General features: G+C 61.9%; 25 protein-coding genes and 1 tRNA gene. 9 read left to right on the forward strand and 17 right to left on the reverse strand.

The genetic code is table 11. The features are described from left to right. Position 1 precedes the first annotated feature (1 nt). From iscR to trmJ, 3 genes are all read right to left on the reverse strand, one after another. Positions 2-493 (reverse strand): Fe-S cluster assembly transcriptional regulator IscR, encoded by a 492-nt coding sequence (iscR, locus tag APH27_RS16225; RefSeq protein ID WP_008092572.1) that lies wholly within the window; start codon positions 491-493, stop codon positions 2-4. Positions 494-672: 179 nt separating this feature from the next. Further along, complete coding sequence (gene cysE, locus APH27_RS16230; protein ID WP_060485344.1) at positions 673-1458, reverse strand: serine O-acetyltransferase; 786 nt, start codon at positions 1456-1458, stop codon at positions 673-675. Positions 1459-1461: 3 nt separating this feature from the next. After that, positions 1462-2232, reverse strand: a complete 771-nt coding sequence (trmJ, locus tag APH27_RS16235) for a tRNA (cytosine(32)/uridine(32)-2'-O)-methyltransferase TrmJ (RefSeq protein WP_027920284.1) — start codon at positions 2230-2232, stop codon at positions 1462-1464. Between the two features lie 151 nt (positions 2233-2383). Here trmJ and suhB point away from each other — a divergent pair, with 151 nt between their 5' ends. Then, on the forward strand, positions 2384-3202 hold the full coding sequence (gene suhB / locus APH27_RS16240; RefSeq protein WP_016393981.1) for an inositol-phosphate phosphatase: 819 nt from the start codon (positions 2384-2386) through the stop codon (positions 3200-3202). A 213-nt stretch (positions 3203-3415) separates the two neighbouring features. Here suhB and APH27_RS16245 read toward each other — a convergent pair whose 3' ends face one another. The 6 genes from APH27_RS16245 to queA form a co-directional block, all read right to left on the reverse strand. Beyond that, entirely contained in the window at positions 3416-3958 is a 543-nt protein-coding gene (locus APH27_RS16245) for a glycine zipper 2TM domain-containing protein (protein ID WP_027920285.1), read from the reverse strand. 119 nt (positions 3959-4077) lie between these two features. After that, on the reverse strand, positions 4078-4986 hold the full coding sequence (secF, locus tag APH27_RS16250) for a protein translocase subunit SecF (protein ID WP_027920286.1): 909 nt from the start codon (positions 4984-4986) through the stop codon (positions 4078-4080). A gap of 10 nt (positions 4987-4996) precedes the next feature. After that, positions 4997-6859, reverse strand: coding sequence for a protein translocase subunit SecD (secD, locus tag APH27_RS16255; RefSeq protein ID WP_060485345.1), 1863 nt, complete (start codon positions 6857-6859; stop codon positions 4997-4999). Positions 6860-6923: 64 nt separating this feature from the next. Next, entirely contained in the window at positions 6924-7259 is a 336-nt protein-coding gene (gene yajC / locus APH27_RS16260; protein WP_027920288.1) for a preprotein translocase subunit YajC, read from the reverse strand. Between the two features lie 42 nt (positions 7260-7301). Then, entirely contained in the window at positions 7302-8417 is a 1116-nt protein-coding gene (gene tgt, locus APH27_RS16265) for a tRNA guanosine(34) transglycosylase Tgt (protein WP_162144435.1), read from the reverse strand. Positions 8418-8431: 14 nt separating this feature from the next. Then, positions 8432-9481 (reverse strand): tRNA preQ1(34) S-adenosylmethionine ribosyltransferase-isomerase QueA, encoded by a 1050-nt coding sequence (queA, locus tag APH27_RS16270; RefSeq protein ID WP_027920289.1) that lies wholly within the window; start codon positions 9479-9481, stop codon positions 8432-8434. A 107-nt stretch (positions 9482-9588) separates the two neighbouring features. Between queA and APH27_RS16275 the strand changes: the two genes are divergently transcribed. The 4 genes from APH27_RS16275 (at position 9589) to APH27_RS16290 (ending at position 12188) form a co-directional block, all read left to right on the forward strand. Continuing rightward, positions 9589-9673 (forward strand) — tRNA-Leu (locus APH27_RS16275). Positions 9674-10011: 338 nt separating this feature from the next. Beyond that, positions 10012-10659 (forward strand): trypsin-like peptidase domain-containing protein, encoded by a 648-nt coding sequence (locus tag APH27_RS16280; protein ID WP_060485354.1) that lies wholly within the window; start codon positions 10012-10014, stop codon positions 10657-10659. A 78-nt stretch (positions 10660-10737) separates the two neighbouring features. Further along, on the forward strand, positions 10738-11217 hold the full coding sequence (locus tag APH27_RS16285; protein ID WP_060485346.1) for a GNAT family N-acetyltransferase: 480 nt from the start codon (positions 10738-10740) through the stop codon (positions 11215-11217). Between the two features lie 80 nt (positions 11218-11297). After that, positions 11298-12188, forward strand: a complete 891-nt coding sequence (locus APH27_RS16290; protein WP_027920292.1) for a bestrophin family protein — start codon at positions 11298-11300, stop codon at positions 12186-12188. A gap of 114 nt (positions 12189-12302) precedes the next feature. On the opposite strand, the gene phnE is transcribed toward APH27_RS16290, so the two are convergent. The 4 genes from phnE to APH27_RS16310 are packed head-to-tail and all read right to left on the reverse strand — an operon-like array spanning position 12303 to position 15536. After that, complete coding sequence (gene phnE / locus APH27_RS16295; protein WP_027920293.1) at positions 12303-13070, reverse strand: phosphonate ABC transporter, permease protein PhnE; 768 nt, start codon at positions 13068-13070, stop codon at positions 12303-12305. Next, positions 13067-13894, reverse strand: coding sequence for an ABC transporter permease (locus APH27_RS16300; RefSeq protein ID WP_060485347.1), 828 nt, complete (start codon positions 13892-13894; stop codon positions 13067-13069). Before APH27_RS16300 ends, phnE begins: the two co-directional genes overlap by 4 nt. Beyond that, positions 13888-14685, reverse strand: coding sequence for a phosphonate ABC transporter ATP-binding protein (locus APH27_RS16305; protein WP_027920295.1), 798 nt, complete (start codon positions 14683-14685; stop codon positions 13888-13890). Before APH27_RS16305 ends, APH27_RS16300 begins: the two co-directional genes overlap by 7 nt. Further along, positions 14682-15536 (reverse strand): putative selenate ABC transporter substrate-binding protein, encoded by an 855-nt coding sequence (locus APH27_RS16310; RefSeq protein ID WP_027920296.1) that lies wholly within the window; start codon positions 15534-15536, stop codon positions 14682-14684. Before APH27_RS16310 ends, APH27_RS16305 begins: the two co-directional genes overlap by 4 nt. 130 nt (positions 15537-15666) lie before the next feature. Between APH27_RS16310 and selD the strand changes: the two genes are divergently transcribed. Both selD and mnmH read left to right on the forward strand, forming a co-directional pair. Next, the gene (gene selD, locus APH27_RS16315) at positions 15667-16701 is read left to right on the forward strand and encodes a selenide, water dikinase SelD (RefSeq protein ID WP_060485348.1); all 1035 of its coding nucleotides are present in this window, start codon (positions 15667-15669) and stop codon (positions 16699-16701) included. Further along, entirely contained in the window at positions 16701-17801 is a 1101-nt protein-coding gene (mnmH, locus tag APH27_RS16320; RefSeq protein WP_060485349.1) for a tRNA 2-selenouridine(34) synthase MnmH, read from the forward strand. Before selD ends, mnmH begins: the two co-directional genes overlap by 1 nt. A gap of 43 nt (positions 17802-17844) precedes the next feature. On the opposite strand, the gene APH27_RS16325 is transcribed toward mnmH, so the two are convergent. Beyond that, the gene (locus APH27_RS16325; protein WP_371262717.1) at positions 17845-18141 is read right to left on the reverse strand and encodes a lysozyme inhibitor LprI family protein; all 297 of its coding nucleotides are present in this window, start codon (positions 18139-18141) and stop codon (positions 17845-17847) included. Between the two features lie 277 nt (positions 18142-18418). Between APH27_RS16325 and APH27_RS27190 the strand changes: the two genes are divergently transcribed. Beyond that, positions 18419-19171 carry an RHS repeat-associated core domain-containing protein gene (locus tag APH27_RS27190; RefSeq protein WP_082435157.1) on the forward strand — a complete coding sequence of 251 codons (753 nt, stop codon included), beginning with the start codon at positions 18419-18421 and terminating at the stop codon, positions 19169-19171. A gap of 9 nt (positions 19172-19180) precedes the next feature. Here APH27_RS27190 and APH27_RS26435 read toward each other — a convergent pair whose 3' ends face one another. Then, positions 19181-19333, reverse strand: coding sequence for a hypothetical protein (locus APH27_RS26435; RefSeq protein WP_156335890.1), 153 nt, complete (start codon positions 19331-19333; stop codon positions 19181-19183). Between the two features lie 111 nt (positions 19334-19444). Here APH27_RS26435 and APH27_RS25995 point away from each other — a divergent pair, with 111 nt between their 5' ends. Then, positions 19445-20143, forward strand: coding sequence for an RHS repeat-associated core domain-containing protein (locus APH27_RS25995; protein WP_082435159.1), 699 nt, complete (start codon positions 19445-19447; stop codon positions 20141-20143). Between the two features lie 46 nt (positions 20144-20189). Here the strand turns inward: APH27_RS25995 and APH27_RS16330 are convergent, their stop codons facing one another. Together APH27_RS16330 and APH27_RS16335 are read right to left on the reverse strand one after the other, a co-directional pair. Beyond that, complete coding sequence (locus APH27_RS16330) at positions 20190-20747, reverse strand: hypothetical protein (protein ID WP_060485351.1); 558 nt, start codon at positions 20745-20747, stop codon at positions 20190-20192. Next, positions 20744-21307: a GNAT family N-acetyltransferase gene (locus tag APH27_RS16335; RefSeq protein ID WP_060485352.1), complete on the reverse strand. Its 564-nt coding sequence runs from the start codon at positions 21305-21307 to the stop codon at positions 20744-20746. Before APH27_RS16335 ends, APH27_RS16330 begins: the two co-directional genes overlap by 4 nt. Between the last annotated feature and the right edge of the window lie 87 nt (positions 21308-21394).

Raw genomic sequence — 21394 nt, forward strand, 5'->3', positions numbered from 1 at the left:
GTCAGTCGACGGCGGACGTCTCAATCTTGTCCAGCTGGGCGGTACGGCCTGCGACACGCCGCAGGTCCTGGCGCTGGGCGACTTCCTGCACCTCACGGCGCATGACGAGGTCAGCCAGGCTGATGCCGCTGAGGAATTCGTGGATCTGCTGGCTGAGGTCGCACCACAAGTGGTGAGTCAGGCAGGTGTCACCGGCATGGCAATCCCCGAGGCCCTGGCAACGGGTGGCATCGACCGATTCGTTGACCGCGTCGATGACCTGGGCCACCTGGATGGTTTCCATGCCGCGCGACAGCTGGTAGCCACCGCCCGGACCGCGCACGCTGGAGACCAGACTGCTGCGGCGCAGCTTGGCGAACAGCTGTTCCAGATAAGAGAGGGAAATGCCCTGGCGCTCGGAAATGTCGGCCAAAGACACCGGCCCATGCTGCGCGTGCAGTGCCAGGTCGAGCATGGCAGTGACGGCGTATCGGCCTTTGGTAGTCAGTCGCATGGCTAATGGGTACCACGGGAGTTACGGGATGTGTGCGAGTATGCGATTCCCGAGCATTTAAGTCAACTATTAGACCTACTGCTTTAGTCGGGTTTGCATCAGGGAGGCGGGCGCGATTGTAGCAGCAAAGGGGCGTGAGCACACGCCCCATATGTCAGCAGGGCTTCAGCACGGCGCAATCAATGCGACTGAGTGTCGCGCTGGGCAGCCTGGGTTTCGACCGCGAAGTCATCCTCCGGCAGCTTCGGCAGCTCCTTGGCACAGTAGTCACTGCCCATCTTGGTCAGCGCTCCGCACATGCCCTCCAGGCGCTCGTCGACAGCCTGCAGGTGGTCGAGCATCTGGCCGATGGCACGAGCCACCGGATCCGGCATGTCGCCGCTGACGCCGTAGGCATCGAAGCCGATCTTTTCGGCCATGGCCTTGCGCTTGGCCTCGACTTCGCTGTCTTCGCTCTTGACGATGATCCGCCCCGGGATACCCACTGCAGTGGCACCCGCCGGTACCGCCTTGGTCACCACCGCATTGGAGCCAATCTTGGCCCCGGCACCGACAGTGAACGGGCCGAGCACTTTGGCGCCCGCCCCTACCACTACACCGTTTTCCAAAGTCGGGTGACGCTTGCCTTTGTTCCAGCTGGTGCCACCCAGGGTCACGCCCTGATAAAGGGTGACATCGTCGCCGATCTCGGCGGTCTCGCCGATGACGATACCCATGCCGTGGTCGATGAAGAAGCGCCGCCCAATGGTCGCACCGGGGTGGATCTCGATACCGGTCAGCCAGCGACCGAAGTTCGACACCAACCGTGCCAGCCACTTGAAATCGCGCCTCCACAGGGCATTGCCCAGGCGGTGCAACCAGATGGCGTGCATGCCGGGGTAGCAGGTCAGCACCTCGAAGGCGTTGCGCGCCGCCGGGTCTCGATGGAACACGCTCTGGATATCTTCACGCAGACGTTCGAACATCTGTCAGTCCTTCCTTTTATGCGGCTCGCCCCGGACGACCTTCTGGGTCTCGGTGAGGATGCCGCGCAAAATGCTCATTTCCGAACGATTGACCGAGCTGCGCCCATACAGCCGGCGCAGGCGCGGCATCAGGTGCTTGGGCTTTTCAGGGTCGAGGAAGCCGATGTCCACGAGGGTTTTCTCCAGGTGTTCATAGAACAGCTCCATTTCGTCCATGGTCGCCAGCTCGTTGCTGCGCAGCGAGTTGGCGTCGAACTTCTCGACTTTCGAAGGCGTACCTTCGGCTGCCAGCCAGGCCATGCGCACCTCATAGGAGAGCACTTGGACTGCAGCAGCAAGGTTCAGCGAGCTGAAGTCGGGGTTCGAGGGAATGTGCACGTGGAAGTGACATCGCTGCAGTTCTTCGTTGGTCAGGCCGGCGTGTTCGCGCCCGAACACCAGGGCGATCTCTTCACCGCCACCGGCATGCTCCACGGCCTTGGCCCCGCACTCGCGCGGGTCGATCAACGGCCAAGGGATGCTGCGCTCACGGGCACTGGTGCCCATGACCAGGTTGCAGCCGACCAGCGCCTCTTCAAGGCTGTCGACCACCTGGGCACTGGCCAGGATGTCGTCGGCACCCGAGGCGCGGGCGGTGGCGTCGCCGGAAGGGAACTCTTTTGGCTGCACCAGCACCAGACGCGACAAGCCCATGTTTTTCATGGCACGCGCAGCGCCGCCGATGTTGCCGGGGTGGCTGGTATTGACCAGAACAACACGAATATTTTGCAGCAAGGTGTTGTGCTCACAGATGCAGGTTTGGGGGAAATCGATCTTACAGAACCGACCAGCGTAACGCCACGAAAGCAAATGTGACACTTCTGCCGCCAAACTTTTCTGCTAGAATGTCCGGCTTTCTTCTTTAACATCTCCAGGTGACCCGCCCATGCAGCCTATGCTGAATATCGCCCTGCGCGCCGCTCGCAGCGCCAGTGAACTGATTTTCCGCTCCATCGAACGCCTGGATAGCATCAAGGTCGACGAGAAAGAGGCCAAGGACTACGTCTCCGAAGTGGATCGCGCCGCCGAGCAGAGCATCGTCAACGCCCTGCGCAAGGCCTACCCGAACCACTCCATTCAAGGTGAAGAAACCGGCCTGCACGCCGGCACCGGCGAAGAAGGCAAGGACTACCTGTGGATCATCGATCCGCTGGACGGCACCACCAACTTCCTGCGTGGCATCCCGCACTTCGCTGTCAGCATCGCCTGCAAATACCGTGGCCGCCTCGAGCACGCCGTGATCGTCGACCCGGTTCGCCAGGAAGAATTCACCGCCAGCCGTGGCCGTGGCGCCCAGCTCAATGGCCGCCGCCTGCGCGTCAGCTCGCGCACCAGCCTGGACGGCGCCCTGCTGGGTACCGGCTTCCCGTTCCGTGACAACCAGATGGCTGACATGGACAACTACCTGGGCATGTTCCGCGCCCTGACTGGCCAAACCGCCGGCATCCGCCGCGCCGGCTCCGCCAGCCTGGACCTGGCCTACGTGGCCGCCGGCCGTTTCGACGCTTTCTGGGAGTCGGGCCTGTCGGAGTGGGACATGGCTGCGGGCGTACTGCTGATCCAGGAAGCTGGTGGCCTGGTGAGCGACTTCAACGGTGGCCATGACTTCCTCGACAAGGGCCACATCGTTGCAGGCAACATCAAGTGCTTCAAGGCCGTATTGACCGCTATCCAGCCGCACCTGCCAGAGCACATGAAGCGCTAAGCGCGGATTGCAGGCAAAAAAAAGCACCCCACGGGGTGCTTTTTTTATGCCTGTGCTTACCGCCCGGCTTCGCCCCCCTGTAGGAGCGGCCTTGTGTCGCGAAAGGGGTGCGAAGCAGCCCCGGCAATCTCTACCTTTGCAAAGATCTGGGGCCGCTACGCGCCCCTTTCGCGACACAAGGCCGCTCCTACAAAGAGCAGACCGCAACGGGTTTTACTGACCAGCTTCGCTGAGGATCAGCTTGCCATTCTTGTCCAACGGTATGGTCGAACCCGGCTCGCGGTCCATCTTCACCTGGCCGACCTGGTCGCCAATGGTGTATTTGACGTTGTAGCCCACCACCTTCTCGCTGATGTCGTTGACCGTGTTGCAGCGGGTTTGCGTGGTGGTGTAGGTGTCACGCTGCTGCATGCCCTCCTGCACCTTGTTACCGGCATAACCACCACCGACCGCACCGGCCACGGTAGCGATTTTCTTGCCAGTACCGCCGCCAATCTGGTTACCCAACAGGCCGCCAGCCAGAGCGCCCACGACGGTGCCGGCGATCTGGTGCTGGTCCTTGACCGGCGCCTGACGCGTGACGGCAACGTCCTTGCAGACCTCGCGCGGCGTTTTGACCTGTTGCTTGATCGGTTGCACGTCGGTGACCTGGGCATATTCAGGCCCCTTGTTCACCAAGCTGTAGGTGGCGACAGCACCTCCGGCAGTAACACCGACAGCACCCAGCACAGCGCCTACGAGCATTGATTTGTTCACATGAACCTCCTGTTTTACCTGCAGGAGCTAACCTGCTTTCTCCCAGCCTTGGAGCAAAAAAAAAGGCGCGAGTTCAACACTCGCGCCTTTTATGCCGCCGAACGGCGTAGGACTAATCCTTAAGGACGGTCATCCACACCTTCGTTTTTCACCGGCGGGATCAGGTCTTCGCTGTTCAGGTTCAGCCAGATCAGCACCACGTTGGCGATGTAGATCGACGAATAGGTACCGGCCATGACACCGATGAACAATGCCAGGGAGAAGCCGAACAGGTTGTCACCACCGAAGAACAGCAGCGCGGCGATCGCCAGCAAGGTCGAAACCGAGGTGGCAATCGTGCGCAACAGGGTCTGGGTGGTCGAGACGTTGATGTTCTCGATCAGCGAGGCCTTGCGCATCACGCGGAAGTTCTCACGTACCCGGTCGAAAACGACGATGGTGTCGTTCAGCGAGTAGCCGATGATCGCCAGCACCGCCGCCAGCACCGTCAGGTCGAAGGTGATCTGGAAGAACGACAGGATACCCAAGGTCACCACCACGTCGTGGATCAGCGAGACGATCGCACCCACGGCGAACTTCCACTGGAAGCGGAACGCCAGGTAGATGAGGATGCCGCCCAGTGCCAGGAGCATGCCGAGGCCACCCTGGTCGCGCAGCTCTTCACCCACCTGCGGGCCGACGAACTCGACACGCTTGAGCGTGGCCGGGTTGTCGCCGCCGGCCTTCTGCAGGGCCGCGCCAACCTTGGCACCCAACTGCGGGTCATCGCCCGGCATACGCACCAGCAGGTCGGTGGTGGCGCCGAAGCTCTGCACCACAGCCTCGTGGAAGCCGGACTCGACCAGCTCGGCGCGGACCGCCTTGAGGTCGGCCGGCCGTTCGTAGGTCAGCTCGATCAGCGTACCGCCGGTGAAGTCCAGGCCGAAGTTCAGGCCCTTTTGCCACCAGCTGAACAGCGCCAGCACAGTGAGGAGCACGGTAATGGCGAACGCAACATTGCGCACGCCCATGAAGTTGATGGTTTTCATCGCAGCTCCCTCAAACCCACAGCTTCTTGATGTCACGCCCGCCGCAGGTCAGGTTGACCATTGCACGGGTCACCATGACGGCGGTGAACATCGAGGTGAAAATCCCGAGGGACATGGTTACCGCGAAGCCCTTGACCGGGCCGGTCCCCATGGCGAACAGGATGCCGCCGACCAGCAGGCTGGTCAGGTTGGCGTCGATGATCGCGGTATAGGCGCGGTTGAAGCCTTCGTGAATGGCGCGCTGCACCGACATGCCGGCATTCAGCTCCTCACGGATACGCGAGAAGATCAGCACGTTGGCGTCCACCGCCATACCCATGGTCAGCACGATACCGGCAATACCAGGCAGGGTCAGGGTGGCGCCCAGCAGCGACATCAGCGCCAGCAGCAGCACCATGTTGCCCGCCAGGGCGATGGTGGCGATCACGCCGAAGCCGCGGTAGATGGCGATGATGAACAGCGAGACGAACAGCATGCCCCACAGCGACGCATCGATACCCTTGGTGATGTTGTCGGCACCCAGGCTTGGGCCAATGGTACGTTCTTCAGCGAAGTACATCGGCGCGGCCAGACCACCGGCACGCAGCAGCAGGGCCAGTTCCGAGGACTCACCCTGGCCGTTCAGGCCGGTGATACGGAACTGGCTGCCCAGTGGCGACTGGATGGTCGCCAGGCTGATGATCTTCTTCTCTTCCTGGAAGCTCTGTACGGCAACGTCCTTCTCGACACCATCGACCGTCTGCTTGACGTAGCGAGTGACCGGCTTCTGTTCGATGAAGATCACCGCCATGCTGCGGCCGACGTTGCTGCGGGTAGCGCGGCTCATCAGCTCACCACCGTGGCCATCCAGGCGGATGTTCACCTGCGGGCGGCCATGCTCGTCGAAGCTGGCCTGGGCGTCGGTAACCTGGTCACCGGTGATGATCAGGCCACGCTCGACGGCAGCGGAACGGTTGCCTTCACGGAACTCGAAGACCTCCGTAGTGGCCTTGGAAGCACCCGGCTCGGCGCCGAAGCGGAACTCCAGGTTGGCGGTCTTGCCGAGGATACGCTTGGCTTCGGCAGTGTCCTGCACGCCTGGCAGCTCGACCACGATGCGGTTGGCGCCCTGGCGCTGTACCAGCGGCTCGGCCACGCCCAGCTCGTTCACACGGTTGCGAACGGTGGTCAGGTTCTGCTTGATCGAGTATTCGCGGATCTCGGCGACTTTCGCCTGGGTCAGCGCCAGACGCAGCACGGCAAGCTCGTTGCGCTCGGTGGTGGTCAGGTCGAAATCATTGAAATTCTTGCGGATCAGGGCACGTGCCTGTTCGCGGGTAGCATCGTCAGCGAAGCCCAGCATCACACCGCCATCCTGCTGCGGCAGGCTGCGATAGCGGATGCGCTCTTTGCGCAGCAAGGTCTTGACCTCGCCTTCGTAGACTTTCATGCGGGCGCTCATGGCCTTGTCCATGTCCACTTCCAGCAGGAAGTGCACACCACCGGACAGGTCCAGGCCCAGCTTCATCGGGCTTGCACCCAGGTTACGCAGCCATTGCGGGGTAGTCTGGGCCAGGTTCAGGGCCACGACGTAATCATCGCCCAGTGCCTTGCGCACTACATCCTTGGCTGGCAGTTGATCTTCCTGGTTGGTCAGGCGAATCAGCCCACTGCCCTTCTCACCCAGGCTCGCGCCCTTGACGGTGATGCCGGCATCGACCAGCGCCTTGCTGACGCGATCGAGGTCGGCCTGCTTGACCTGCAGCGCCGAGCTGGCACCGCTGATCTGCACCGCCGGATCATCCGGGTAGAGGTTGGGAGCGGAATAAATGAAACCGATCGCCAGTACCACCAGGATCAGTGCGTATTTCCACAGAGGGTATTTGTTCAGCATCACGCCGCCCGTTCAAGACGCGGGGCGCTTTGCGCGCCCCGACTGGAAAAATGAAACCGGTAACTCAGATAGCCTTGAGCGTACCTTTTGGCAGGGTTGCCGCGATGGCACCCTTCTGGAACTTCAGTTCGACGGTGTCGGAAACTTCCAGGACAACGAAGTCATCGGAAACCTTGACGATCTTGCCGGCGATACCGCCGTTGGTGACAACTTCGTCACCTTTCTGCAAGTTGCTCAGCAGGTTCTTCTGCTCTTTGGCACGCTTGGACTGCGGGCGCCAGATCATCAGGTAGAAGATGACCAGGAAACCGACCAGGAAAATCCACTCAAAGCCGGTGCCGGCTGGGCCAGCGGCAGGTGCTGCAGCGTCCGCGTATGCGGCGGGGATCAAGAAGCTCATTGGGCACTCCTAATGTAATTTTCTAATAATGGATGCGAACAGTCAGTCCAAAGGCGGCACAGGCAGCCCGCGCTTGGCGTAGAAGGCGTCGACAAAGGCGGCCAATTTACCCTGTTGAATAGCCTCGCGTAAACCGGCCATCAAGCGCTGGTAATGGCGCAAGTTGTGGATGGTATTCAGCATGCTGCTCAGCATTTCGCCGCACTTGTCCAGATGATGGAGATAAGCGCGGGAGAAGTTGGTGCAGGTGTAGCAGTCACAGGTCGGATCCAGCGGCGAATCATCATGGCGATGGAACGCGTTGCGGATCTTGATCACCCCTGTATCGACGAACAGGTGGCCGTTGCGCGCGTTGCGCGTGGGCATCACGCAGTCGAACATGTCGACGCCGCGGCGCACACCCTCAACCAGATCTTCCGGTTTGCCTACCCCCATAAGGTAACGAGGTTTGTCAGCCGGCATCTGGGCCGGCAGGTAGTCGAGCACCTTGATCATCTCGTGCTTCGGCTCACCCACCGACAGGCCACCGATGGCCAGGCCGTCGAAGTCGATGTTGACCAGCGCTTCCAGCGAGCGCATGCGCAGGTCCTGGTACATGCCGCCCTGAACGATGCCGAACAGCGCTGCGGTGTTGTCACCGTGGGCATTCTTCGAACGCTGGGCCCAGCGCAGCGACAGTTCCATGGAGGTGCGCGCCACATCGTGCTCGGCCGGGTAAGGCGTGCATTCGTCGAAGATCATGACGATGTCCGAGCCCAGGTCGCGCTGCACCTGCATGGACTCTTCCGGGCCCATGAACACCTTGGAACCGTCGACTGGCGAGGCGAAGGTCACCCCCTCCTCCTTGATCTTGCGCATGGCGCCCAGGCTGAACACCTGGAAACCACCGGAATCGGTGAGGATTGGGCCTTTCCACTGCATGAAGTCGTGCAGGCCGTTGTGCTTCTTGATGACCTCGGTACCCGGGCGCAGCCACAGGTGGAAGGTGTTGCCGAGGATGATCTCGGCGCCGATGGCCTCGATGTCACGCGGCAGCATGCCCTTGACCGTGCCATAGGTACCCACCGGCATGAACGCCGGGGTCTCGACCGTGCCACGGGGGAAGGTCAACCGGCCACGACGGGCCTTGCCGTCGGTGGCCAGCAGTTCGAACGACATTCGACAGGTGCGACTCATGCTTGATCCTCTGGGCCGCGTGGCGCCGGATTGCGGGTGATGAACATGGCATCACCGTAACTGAAGAAGCGGTAACCGTTGTCGACCGCCGCCGCGTAGGCAGCCATGGTCTCGGGGTAACCGGCGAAGGCCGAGACCAGCATCAGCAGCGTGGACTCCGGCAGGTGGAAGTTGGTGACCAGGCAATCGACCACATGGAAAGGCCGGCCCGGGAAGATGAAGATGTCGGTGTCACCGCTGAAAGCCTTGAGCACGCCATCGCGCGCCGCGCTCTCCAGCGAGCGCACGCTGGTGGTCCCGACCGCGATCACCCGGCCGCCACGTGCGCGGCAGGCCTCGATGGCGTCGACCACATCCTGGCTCACTTCGAGCCACTCTTTGTGCATGTGGTGGTCTTCGATCTTGTCGACCCGTACCGGCTGGAAGGTGCCAGCACCCACGTGCAGGGTGACGAAGGCGCGCTCGACGCCCTTGGCGGCGATCTTCTCCAGCAGCGCTTCGTCGAAGTGCAGGCCGGCAGTTGGCGCGGCCACGGCACCGGCACGCTCGGCGTACACGGTCTGGTAACGCTCACGGTCTGCGCCCTCGTCCGGGCGGTCGATGTAGGGCGGCAGCGGCATATGGCCGACGCGCTCGAGCAGCGGCAGCACCTCTTCGGTGAAGCGCAGCTCGAACAGCGTGTCGTGGCGGGCGACCATCTCGGCCTCGCCACCGCCATCGATGAGGATCACCGCGCCTTCTTTAGGCGCCTTGCTGGCACGTACATGGGCCAGCACGCGGTGGCTGTCGAGCACACGCTCGACCAGCACTTCCAGCTTGCCGCCGGAGGCTTTCTGGCCAAACAGCCGCGCCGGAATCACCCGGGTGTTGTTGAACACCATCAGGTCGCCCGGCTGCAGATAGTCGAGCAGATCCGGGAATTGCTTGTGCGCCAGCGCCCCGCTCGGCCCATCGAGGACCAGCAGACGGCTGCCATGGCGCTCGGCCAGAGGGTGGCGGGCGATCAGGGAATCGGGGAGTTCGAAGGAAAAATCGGCGACGCGCATGATGATGTTCGGGTTCGACAGGGCCGGGAAGTTTAGCCCAATGTGTGAAAATTGACCATGAAAGCCGATTGACCGACCACGGGCACCTCTCTATACTGCGCGCCACAGCCCTGATGGCGGAATTGGTAGACGCGGCGGATTCAAAATCCGTTTTCGAAAGGAGTGGGAGTTCGAGTCTCCCTCGGGGCACCAAAATCCAAAAAAAACCGACCGCATGGTCGGTTTTTTTGTGCGCGCTATTCAGCGCTGAACAGGCCCCTGCCGAGTGGGTTTGCTGCGACCAGTTCCAGGGACTTCATCCACACCAGTCGTTCAGGCTGCGATTTTTGACGCCAACCCGATGGCCTGGAACGAGCAAGACATCCACGCATTCAATTGGCAACTGCCCGGATAATGGCCATAAGCTGTCATTCGTCGGTTATAAGCCGAAAGTATTGATAGCGTAATATCAATTCGCCATATTTGCGCTCCCGTTATCAATGACCACTGCGTGACCCATGAACAAAACCGCGCCCTGTCTGGCAGCAATGATGCTGCTGAGTGGGTGCAATGGAATGCCAACCGAATACGTTTCAAACCCCGTCTACGACCAGGCTTTTGTCGTCACCTCCGGTGCCCCCCTGCCGATGCTGCTGATGGCTACCGCCATCCAGTGGAACGAAGACTACGCCGTCACCGCCAAGCACACGCCGTTCCTGCCCAATGTGGTGCATGAAGGGCTGGGTGACGTGGTGTTCTTCAAGCACAAGGCCAGCAAGGTGCCGCAGTGGCGTCAGTTTGTGCCGGGCGAGTCGGTGACGGCGGTCGGCTTCAACAGTTTCATGATGCCGGTGCAAGGCAAGGGCCGTACGCTCGACTCGCTGGTGCGCCTCGAAGGTACACCGGGCAGCGTCTTCTACTCGGTGCATGACGGCCCGATCACCAAAGGCATGTCCGGCGGCCCCGTGTTCGCCGACGACGGCAAGGTGGTCGGCATGAACGTCGCCTTCATTTCCAAGGACGGGATCAATGCCCGCAACCGCCCGGACCTGGCCGACAAGGCGCGGGTCAGCGTGTTCATGTCGTATAGCGAAATCGACAAGGAATGGCGCCGCTTCCAGTATCTGGCACACAAGGGCAAGCCGCACAGCGCGCCTGCCGCGATCAAGGGCTATGTGGCGGTAGCCAGCAAGCCTTGATCCAACGTGCGAGCGATCATGATACGGTGGCGGCCGGCACTGATGATCTGGCCAGCCCATTCACGCAAAGGACCTGCCATGCACCTTGGTCACCGCCCCGTCCAACCCAGCGACATCCCGGCCATCTGCAGCTTCGCGCAAAGCCCGGATGAGCTGTTCTATATGTTTTCCAAAGCCACCTACCCGCTCACCCCCGCGCAATTGAGCGACGCCATCGCCCAGCGCAGCGGTTCGACCGTGGTCGAGGGCGATGGCCTTGTGCTCGGTTTCGCCAACTTCTACAAGGCTGAGCACGGCGGTATCTGTGCCCTCGGCAACGTGGTGGTGGCACCCGTTGCTCGCGGCCAGGGCGTGGCGCGTTACCTGGTGCAATGCATGGTCGACCTCGCCCGTGAACAGTTCGCGGCGCGGGAAGTCTGGGTGTCTTGTTTCAACCACAACACCGCGGGCCTGCTGCTTTATCCACAGCTTGGCTTCATACCTTTCGGCATCGAGGAGCGACAGGCTCAGGATGGCAAGCGGGTGGCCTTGGTGCAGATGAAGCAACACGTTCGGTAACATCCCAGGACGAGCAGCGCCGAACCATCCACGCCCCTCGACGTCCCATCATGCATCCCCGGCTTTTCGAGGCAGCTCGCGTGAAAGACGTCATCGCCCGTAAATACCGCCTGATCGTCAAGACGTTCGGCTACATCGGCTGGTCGCTGTTCTGGCTGCTGCTGTGGGACGTACTGGTCACCATCGACTTCATGCTGTTCTTCAACAGCAAGTTCACCCTGCCGCTGATTCCGCTGACCTTGCTGGGTTCGGCGCTGGTGGTGCTGGTGAGCTTTCGCAACAGCAGCGCCTACAACCGCTGGTGGGAAGCGCGAACCTTGTGGGGAGCACTGGTGAACAGTTCGCGCAGCTTCGCCCGGCAGACGCTGACGCTGATCGATGACCCGCAGGACGAACTGAACCCGGTCAAGGCGACCTTGCTGCGCCGGCACATCGCCTATGTGAACTGCCTGGCAGCACACTTGAAGGGTGAGGCTTGCCCGGACGAACTGATGGCGTTCATCCCGCCGGGGGAGTTCGAGCGGCGTAACCGTTCGAACAACTTTGCCAATGACATACTCAGTGGCTCGGCGGCATTGCTGGCGCGGGAATACCAAGCCGGCCGGCTGGACAGCATTCGCCTGGCGCGGCTGGAGTCGACGCTGGTGGACCTTTCCAATGCCCAAGGCGGCATGGAGCGGATTGCCAATACGCCGCTGCCCTACCCTTACGTGTATTTCCCACGGCTGTTCATCACGCTGTTCTGCCTGATCGTGCCGGTGGGGCTGGTGGAGTCGCTGGGCTGGTTCACACCGCTGGCGTCGACGGTGGTGGGCTTCATGCTGCTGGCGATCGAGCGGATCGGGACTGATCTGCAAAGTCCGTTTCGCTTCAGTGAGCATCAGATTCAGATGGATACCATCTGCGAGACGATCGAACGGAATCTGGAATCGATGCAGCGGGAAGCGCAGTGTGGGGAGCTGGCTTCGTAAAGGGGGCTGCTTTGCAGCCCTTTCGCGACACAAGGCCGCTCCTACAGAAGATCGCGCCCCCCTGTGGAGCGGCCTTGTGTCGCGAAAGGGCCGCAGAGCGGCCCCGGCTATCTGTCAGGCCCGCACAAACCGCTGGCGCAGCACATCACTGAAGGCATCCACCAGCAGCACCAATAACAACATCGCCATGATCACCGTGCTGGCCTGCGCCTCCTGGAACAGGCTCAAGGTGGTATAGAGCATCTGCCCCAGCCCCCCGGCTCCGACGAAGCCCAGCACACTGGCCATGCGAATGTTGTTCTCCCAGCGGTACAGGCTGTACGCCAGCAATTGCGGCCACAAATTCGGCAAGGTCCCGAAACAGAACGCCGCCACCTGCCCCCCGCCCTGCAGGCGAATCGCTGCGGCGGGTTCTGCCGGCGCATTCTCCAGCGCCTCGGCAAACAAACGCCCTAACACTCCTGACGTGTGAAGCGCCAAGGCCAAAGTACCGGCATTGGGCCCCAGGCCCGCCGCCAGCACCGTCAATGCGGCCCATACCAACTCTGGAATGGCACGCAGGGCATTGAGCAGCAAGCGTGCCAGAGATTGCAGCGGCCAACCGAAGCGCCCCGCCGCCGGCAACGCCAACAGCATGCCGAGGGCCATGGCCAGCAGCGTGCCCAGGCCCGACATGGCCAGCGTTTCCAGTGCGCCGCGCCCCACCGCTTGCAGGTGTTCGCCGGACAGGTCCGGATGCAGGAAGCGCGCAGCATACTCACCCATCTGCCCCAGCCCGCCATCGCCCACCAAGGCGTGCAGGTCCAGCTGCAGATAACCGAACGACGCCACCACCGCCGCCATGATTGCTACGATCACCAGCAGATTGACCACCCGGTTCATGCCAGCCTCCCGCGCAGGAAGCGGCTAAGCAGGTCAGCCAGCAGCACCAGGCCGAGGAACGCCAGTAGCATGCTCGCCACTTCGCCCCCGGCAAACATGCGCATCGACAGGTCGATCTGCTGCCCAAGCCCACCGGCACCGACAAAGCCCATCACCACAGAAGCGCGCACGGCGCATTCCCAGCGGTAGACGGTGTAGGACACCACCTCCGCCGACGCGCTGGGCAGGATACCGTAGAAGAATGCCGCCAACCGCCCACTGCCGGCCTGTAGCAAGGCATGCGCCGGGCGCTGGTCGACCGATTCGAAGATCTCCGCGTAGACCTTGCCGAGCATGCCGCTGTAGGTAATGGCGATGGCCAGTACCCCGGCCGTTGGCCCCAGGCCCACGGCCCGCACGAACAGCAGCGCCCAGACGATCTCCGGCACGCTGCGCAGAAAAATAAGCAAGCCGCGAACGGGCAGGCGCAACAAGCGCGACCACGGCCCTGCCCGGCCTCCACGGGAAGCGGCGCGCAGTGACAGCGCACGGCTCGCCAGCAGGCTGGTCGGGACCGCCAGCAACAGCGCCAAGGCCATGCCCGCTGTCGCCACGGCCAAGGTCTGCAAGGTGGACTCATACAACAACCGGAGGAATTCGGCACTGTGCGCTGGCGGCCAGAAGGCGCTGGTGAAGCTGGCGATCTGCTGACGGTTTTCTGCCTGCAGCAAAACGCCAGGGTTCAGCTCGCTCAACTGCAGCCCCGGCCACAGCACGGCCAACGCCAGCACGGTCAACAGCAACCGCGGCAACGCGGCCGGGTCGCGGACGTCGGCCTTCAGCATCGCGGAATCTGCACAGTCAGGGTCGGCCCTTGGGCTTGCGCTGGCGAACCCAGTTGCTCGTTGGCGTACAGCGCATCCAGCATTGGCCCGGTCACCGCCTCTGCAGGGCAGTCGAACACCACCTGCCCCTCACGAATACCGATCACCCGCGGAAAGTGCGCCAGCGCCAGGTCCACCGCATGCAGGCTGGCCACCAGGGTCACGCCATTGGCCTGGGCATGGCGATTGAGCAGTGCCAGGCTGTGGTCGGCCAGCACCGGGTCCATGGCCGACACCGGTTCGTCGGTCAATAGCACTTCCGGGCGCTGGTACAACGCCCTGGCAATGCCCACCCGCTGCAACTGGCCACCGGACAACTGCCCGCACTGAACGAACAACTTGTCGGCCAGGCCCAGCTCGGCCAAGGCCTGGCGCGCCCCCGGCACATCGGTCGGATACACCAGGTTGAGCAGGCCACGCAAGATGCCCCACTGCCCCAGGCGCCCCGCCAGGACTGCTGTTACCACACGCTGACGGGGAGGCAATGGCGGTGCCTGGTGCACCAGGCCGATGCGCGCGCGCAGGCGTTGGCGCGCCCCGGCAGACAGCGCCCAAGGTTGCTCACCGAACAGTTCCAGGTACCCGCTGCTGGGCTGCACGGCGGTGGCCATCAGGTGCAGCAGGCTGGACTTGCCGGCCCCCGAGGGTCCGATGATCGCTACCCGCTCACCCTTGGCGATGCTCAGGCTGATCGAATCGAGCGCGCGGACCTGGCCGTGGCGCAGGCCGGCGCCGTTTACATGGATAGTCACTTGAGCAGGCCGGCCTCACGTGCGGCTTGCTCGGTGCCCACATAGTTTTCGGGCTTGGTCTCGATGAAGCGGCTGGCCGCCTGCAGGTCGAGAATCGCCTTGTGCTCCGGGTTGGCCGGGTCGAGGTCAAGGAAGGCCTGCTTGATTTTCTCTTTCAGCGCCGGGTCCATGTTGCCGCGCACGGTCCAGTTGTAGTCGTAGTAGGTCGGTGTGGTGGCAAACACCTTCACCTTGCTGGTATCGACCTTGCCGGCATCGACCAGCTTCTGCCAGACACTGGCATTGAGCACGCCGCCATCGACCTTGCCGGCCTGCACCCAGGCGACGGTGGCGTCATGGGCACCGGAATAGGCCACACGGCTGAAGTAGCTTTCAGGCTTGATGTTGTCTTCCTTGAGCATGAAGTAACGGGGCATCAGGCTGCCCGAGGTGGACGAGATCGAACCGAAGGCGAACGACTTGCCCTTGAGGTCGGCCAGGCTCTTCACGGCCGGGTTGGCGGTGATGAACTTGGAGGTGAACTGGGCGTCCTGCTCACGCTGCACCAGCGGCGTGGCGGTCGGGTCTTTCAGGTGCACCTGGACGAAGGTGAAGCCACCCAGCCAGGCCATGTCCAGGCGGTTGCTGGCCAGCGACTCGACCACCGCCGGGTAGTCGGCCACCGGCACGAACTTCACCTCCATGCCCAGTTGCTTGGACAGGTACTTGCCCAGCGGCTCGAACTTGCGCAGCAGTTCGGTCGGCGCTTCGTCGGGGATGGCACTGACCCGCAAGATGTCGGCAGCCTGGGCAACTACGGCACAGCAGGACAGCACGAGGCCGGCGGCGAGCGCCAGGGGGCGTTTGAGCATGGGAATTCTCCGGGTCAATTGCAGACAAAGGCCGGCATACACGCCGACCGTGGGAAGTATAAGAGGCACAGGCGCAAAGGCCAGCTTTGCTACAATCGGCGCAACAAATTGACCCCATTGCGAGGTACACATGAGCGAGCCGATTCGCCTGACCCAGTACAGCCACGGTGCCGGCTGTGGCTGCAAGATCTCCCCCAAGGTGCTGGATGTGATCCTCGCCGAGAGCGGCGCCCAGGCTCTGGACCCGAAGCTGTGGGTGGGCAATGCCTCGCGTGACGACGCCGCCGTGTATGCCCTGGACGACGAGCGCGGGGTGGTATCGACCACCGACTTCTTCATGCCGATCGTTGATGACCCCTATGATTTCGGCCGCATCGCCGCGACCAACGCCATCAGTGACATCTACGCCATGGGTGGCGACCCGCTGATGGCCATCGCCATCCTCGGCTGGCCGGTCAACGTGCTGCCGCCAGAAGTCGCCCGCGAAGTGATCCGCGGCGGCCGCGCCGTGTGTGCCGAGGCCGGTATCCCGCTGGCCGGCGGCCACTCCATCGACGCCCCCGAGCCGATCTTCGGCCTGGCCGTCACCGGTGTGGTGAACAAACGCCACCTCAAGCGCAACGACACCGCCACCGCCGGTTGCCGCCTGTACCTGACCAAGCCACTGGGCATCGGCATCCTCACCACCGCCGAGAAGAAAGCCAAGCTGCGCGAGCAGGACCAGGGCCTGGCACGCGACTGGATGTGCACGCTGAACACCCCGGGCAGCCGCTTTGGCAAGCTCGATGGGGTCAAGGCGATGACCGACGTGACCGGTTTCGGCCTGCTGGGCCACCTGGTCGAGCTGGCCGAGGGCAGCGGCCTGACAGCACAGCTGGACTACGCTGCCGTGCCGCGCCTGCCGAGTGTCGACCATTACCTGGCCGAGGGCTGCATCCCTGGCGGTACCCTGCGCAACTTCGACAGCTACGGGCACAAGCTCGGCACGCTGACCGACGAGCAGAAGCACCTGCTGTGCGACCCACAGACCAGCGGCGGCCTGCTGGTTGCCGTCACTGCCGAAGGTGAGGCCGAGTTCCTCGCGCTGGCCGCCGAACTGGGCCTGAACCTGTCGCCGATCGGCCTGCTGGTCGAGCGACAGAGCCACGCGGTCGAGGTGAACTGATGCGCCCCGACTGCACCGACTTCCGCCAGCTGTTCCTCGACGATGCGCCGATGATGGACATGCGCGCGCCGATCGAATTTGCCAAGGGTGCCTTCCCCGGTACCGTCAACCTGCCGCTGATGACTGACCAGGAGCGGCAGAAGGTCGGCACCTGCTACAAACAGCAGGGCCAGGCCGCAGCCATCACCCTCGGCCACCAACTGGTCAGCGGTGCGACCAAGCGCGAACGCCTGCAGGCCTGGGCCAGCTTTGCCAAGGCCCACCCTGATGGTTACCTGTACTGTGCCCGCGGCGGCCTGCGCTCGCTGATCGTGCAGCAATGGCTGCGCGACGAGGCCGGCATCGCCTACCCGCGCATCAAGGGTGGCTACAAGGCCATGCGTACCTTCCTGCTGGAAACCACCCAGCAGGCGGTCGAGCAATGCGATTTCGTCCTGGTCGGCGGCCTCACCGGCACCGGCAAGACCGATGTGCTGCACCAGTTGAACAACGTGCTCGACCTCGAAGGCCACGCCAATCATCGCGGCTCCAGCTTCGGCAAGCGCGCCACCGGCCAACCGGCGCAGATCGACTTCGAGAACAAGCTGGCCATCGATGTGCTGAAGAAGCGCGCGCGAGGCATCGAACAGTTCGTGCTGGAAGATGAAGGCCGCATCGTCGGCAGTTGCTCGGTGCCGCTGGAGCTGTATCAGGGCATGCAGCAGTACCCGATGGTGTGGCTGGAGGACAGTTTCGAGAACCGCGTGGAGCGCATCCTGCGCGATTACGTGATCAACCTGTGCGCCGAGTTCGTCGATGTGCATGGCGAGGAAAATGGCCGCAGGTTGTTTGCCGAGCGCTTGCTGCAGAGCATGGCCAATATCCACAAGCGCCTGGGTGGCGAGCGCTTCCAGCGCTTGTCCACAATCCTGGGCGAAGCGCTGGACGAGCAGTTGCGCAGCGGTGCGGTGGACCTGCACCGGGGCTGGATCGAAGGGCTGCTCAAGGAATATTACGACCCGATGTATGCCTACCAGCGTGAAGCCAAGGCCGAGCGGATCGAGTTTGCCGGAGATGGCATGGAAGTGCGCGAGTACCTCAAGGCCCGCGCTCGACGTTGATCTAAACGTGCCCCACCTGCGCGAGCGCCAGCCCCAGGCAAGATCACTGCCCGGGGCTGAGTATCCGCTCCAGCTCCGCCGCCCGTTCGCGAGTCATGTCCAGCACGCACATGCCGCCTTCCAGCTGCGCCAGGGTGCCGCCACTGGCCTGCACATGGAACGTGCAGTTCGCATCACGATAGGCGATCCACTGCCGCTGCACATCGCGCAAGCTCTTCTGCGGCCCGGCCTGGAGCTTGCTCATCAGTTGCTTGTAGACCCGATTCAGGCGCTGGTCCTGAAGTTGGGTCTCCCCCTGGATGCAGCTGCCCATGGCCACCGTGCTGGAGGCTTTGTCCATACATTGGCTGTAGGCCTGAGTCGCCTCTTCCGCTTGCGCTTGGCCAATTAATAAAAGTGTGACCACCACACCGACGGTCAATTTCAAGCTGAACATAATATGTCCTCTTCGGTGATTACTTGTCATACCTGACAGCATCGACAACTGGTATTTTTAACAGTTGCATCAGAGGCCATCTAGCATAACATCAGTGATCAGCACCCCAAATACAGGTCGGACGCCCATCCCATTTGACTATCTCATAACGTAAACTCAAGGTAGCCATTGGAGGTCAGCCATGACAGGACGATCACACTTTGTAAGCGCGCTTGCCTATACGCCGTTTGGCTTTTGTCACCCACGGTGCGTAGCACTGACCATAGGCTTTAACGGGCAGAAAAAGGACCCGCAGACAAACTTGTACTCTCTGGGTAACGGCCGTCGCTACTATAGCGCGGCCCTTATGAGATTTCTCACACCAGACGCATTGAGCCCATTCAATGAAGGGGGAATCAATAACTACGTCTATTGCGGGGCCGACCCAGTCAATTTGATGGACCCAAGCGGTCAGGCACCACAAAGCAAAATTCCAGTGTTGATAAAAGGTCACACCTTTACAAAGCCCAGACAGAAGCAACCTTCTCCGGCAAAAAGCAAGATCCCCCGTCCAATAAGATCATCCTCCGCCCGGGCTACTGTTCAGGAGTGGCACTGGGACGACCCAGAGATCGGCCTTATACCTCAAAGTCTGGAGTGGGATTACCCAGACGCTGGAAATACCCAACTCACACAACTTCTCCGGAGAAATCGTCACACCTTTAAAATTGCTGAAGACTTGGACATCGCTAACTTACACCTAGACCTGATCGAGCTTGATATCAGAGCAATCAAATCTTGGTCTATCCATGCCTCAGACGCTAACAGTCTCTATATCCACAATCTTCAGGCCATCTCAAGGGCGCAAATAGCAGTAGGTGCCGTAGAGGCAATTCGGAACTCAGGCCAGAAACTTTCCATCTACGGAATTCTCGGAAGATTTCACAACAATTAGCGATAAAATTCAGTCATGTGCCTCAGGCGGCATTGGCACGTTGTCCTGCTCGAATCGCATGTGTCGGCCGAAGCTGACCAGGGCGCCGTCGAAAGCCAGACCAAGCAGGTACAAGGTCATGCTAAGCGGGAAGTAGAACCCAGGCAGGCGAGATACGTTCATACGACAAGAGGTTCCAACAGCCGCAGCGTTTGGCAACTGGCATATTTTGCAGTTGATCGCTAACACAGCGGTTAGAAGAGTTGCGTTAAACATCCAAGGCGCGGGAAGCACATGGAAAGCAAACATTTCACAGGTCTCAGCAACTCAGCGTGGCAAGCGCGGGCGACCGCATTCAGTGTCTACGGCTATGCAGAACCGGTAACCCAGCACATGCTCGCGTTTACGGGAGAGCACTTAAACGCAGCCAATGGCGGGTACATGCTCGGGCAAGGTTACAGAAGCTACAGCCCTGCGTTGATGAGGTTCAGGTCTGCGGACAGCTGGAGCCCGTTTGGTCAGGGGGGGGTCAACGCTTATGCATACTGTGGTAATGATCCCATCAACCATACAGACCCCACCGGTCATCGCGTAGCACAGCGTTTCAGACGCCTTTCCCTTCCACGGTCATTACAGCAGCAAACACCCGCGACACAAGCGATTCACGCTTTGGACGCCCAAGTTCAAGAAATGACGTTAAGACCCACCTCACCTCCCACGGGCACGACAAACACCAGGACTCAACAGCAACCGGAAAATTTGGTTGCCGCTCGGCCACAAGCAGATGTTCCGCGAACAGCTACTCATACAGCAGCACCTAATCAGGGCACGCCAAATGCCCCAATAGAAACGCTAATGAATACGCCACCAACTACCACACAGCGAGTCAATGCTGTTTTGGCAAGGAGACAAGCACGATCAGCGAATTTGCGTGCTGCTTTAGAACACACCGCCTCCCCTGCTTCTCGGATGGCAGATACTCGTCGCCAGTGAGTTATGTAGATTTCGTTAATTGACCCACCTGCAAGGTATGCGTCAATCAGAATGACTGTACCTTCTCAGGCGGCATTAGCACCTTGCCCGGCTCGAATTGCAGCGCTGGCATCTGGGTCGCCGCATAAGCGGTCACGGCCAATGCCGCGATCAGGGCGACATCCAGCCAGTTCCAGGGCGGCACATCGTCACGGCTGCGTGCGACCCAGCACTGCCAGGCCTGACCAGCACAGAACACCGCGATCGCCGCCAGCCACAGGTAGAAGCCCACGCCGAAGCCGGTGCGGTGGGAGAATTCATAGCTGATGTTGTCCGGCAGGCGTTCGATACCAAAGCTGCTGGCAGCCAGGTACAACGCTCCCAGCGCAAGCAGCAGCGCCAGCCGGCGAAAGCGCCGATGACAAAGGATGGCTACCGCCAGCAGCGGGTTGGCGAACCACTGGAACATGCCGAAGGGGATGCCCCAGGGGCCGTACAGGAACATCTGCAGCGCCGGCATGTGCCGGCCGGCGCTCATCAGGGCACCGTCGAAGGCCAGGCTGAGCAGATACAGGGCAAGGCTCAGTGTCAGGTAGAAGGCCGGTAAACGGGCGCCCAGTGTCATGCGACTGGCGGTTCCAGTAGCAGGCCGTATATGCCTGAGTCGGTCAGCTCGCCCGCCACGCACCAGCGCGCCCGCAACGTGCCTTCGAGGACGAAACCCTGGCGTTCGAGGGTGCGCGCCGAGCCCTGGTTGCGTGGGTCGATCTCGCCTTCCAGACGGCGCATGTGCAGGGTGTGGGCAATGTAGTCGATGAAGCAGGTCAGCGCCTCGTCCATGTAGCCCCTGCCCTGCACGGCGCTGGCCAGGCAGTAGCCGATCTCGCCACGGCGCGAGACGTCGTCGATGTTGAACAGCTGGACCATGCCGATCAGTTCGCCATTGTCGCGGCGATACATGCCGAGCTTGAGCTGGTCGCCATTGGCATAGGCTTCGCGGTCGGCGGCCAGGGCGCTTTCCGCTTCGGCCAGGTCTTGCCAGGGGGCATGGTGCCAGTAACGCATGACCTCGGGGTCGGCCATGATCGTCAGCCATTGCGCAGCGTCGGCATGGCGCATTGGGCGCAGCTGCAGGCGCGGGCTGTCGAGGCAGAGGTCAGTCGGGAAACTGCGGGGTGGGGTCACGCCGGATCTCCTGTCCATTGCTGGGGAGATGACAGTTTAACGTTATGTGGGGGGCTGCGGGTGTATGTCTTGGGATGTGTGGTGGGG

It is taken from the genome of Pseudomonas sp. NBRC 111123 (genome assembly GCF_001320205.1).
In the GTDB taxonomy this organism is placed as follows: Bacteria; Pseudomonadota; Gammaproteobacteria; order Pseudomonadales; family Pseudomonadaceae; genus Aquipseudomonas; species Aquipseudomonas putida_J.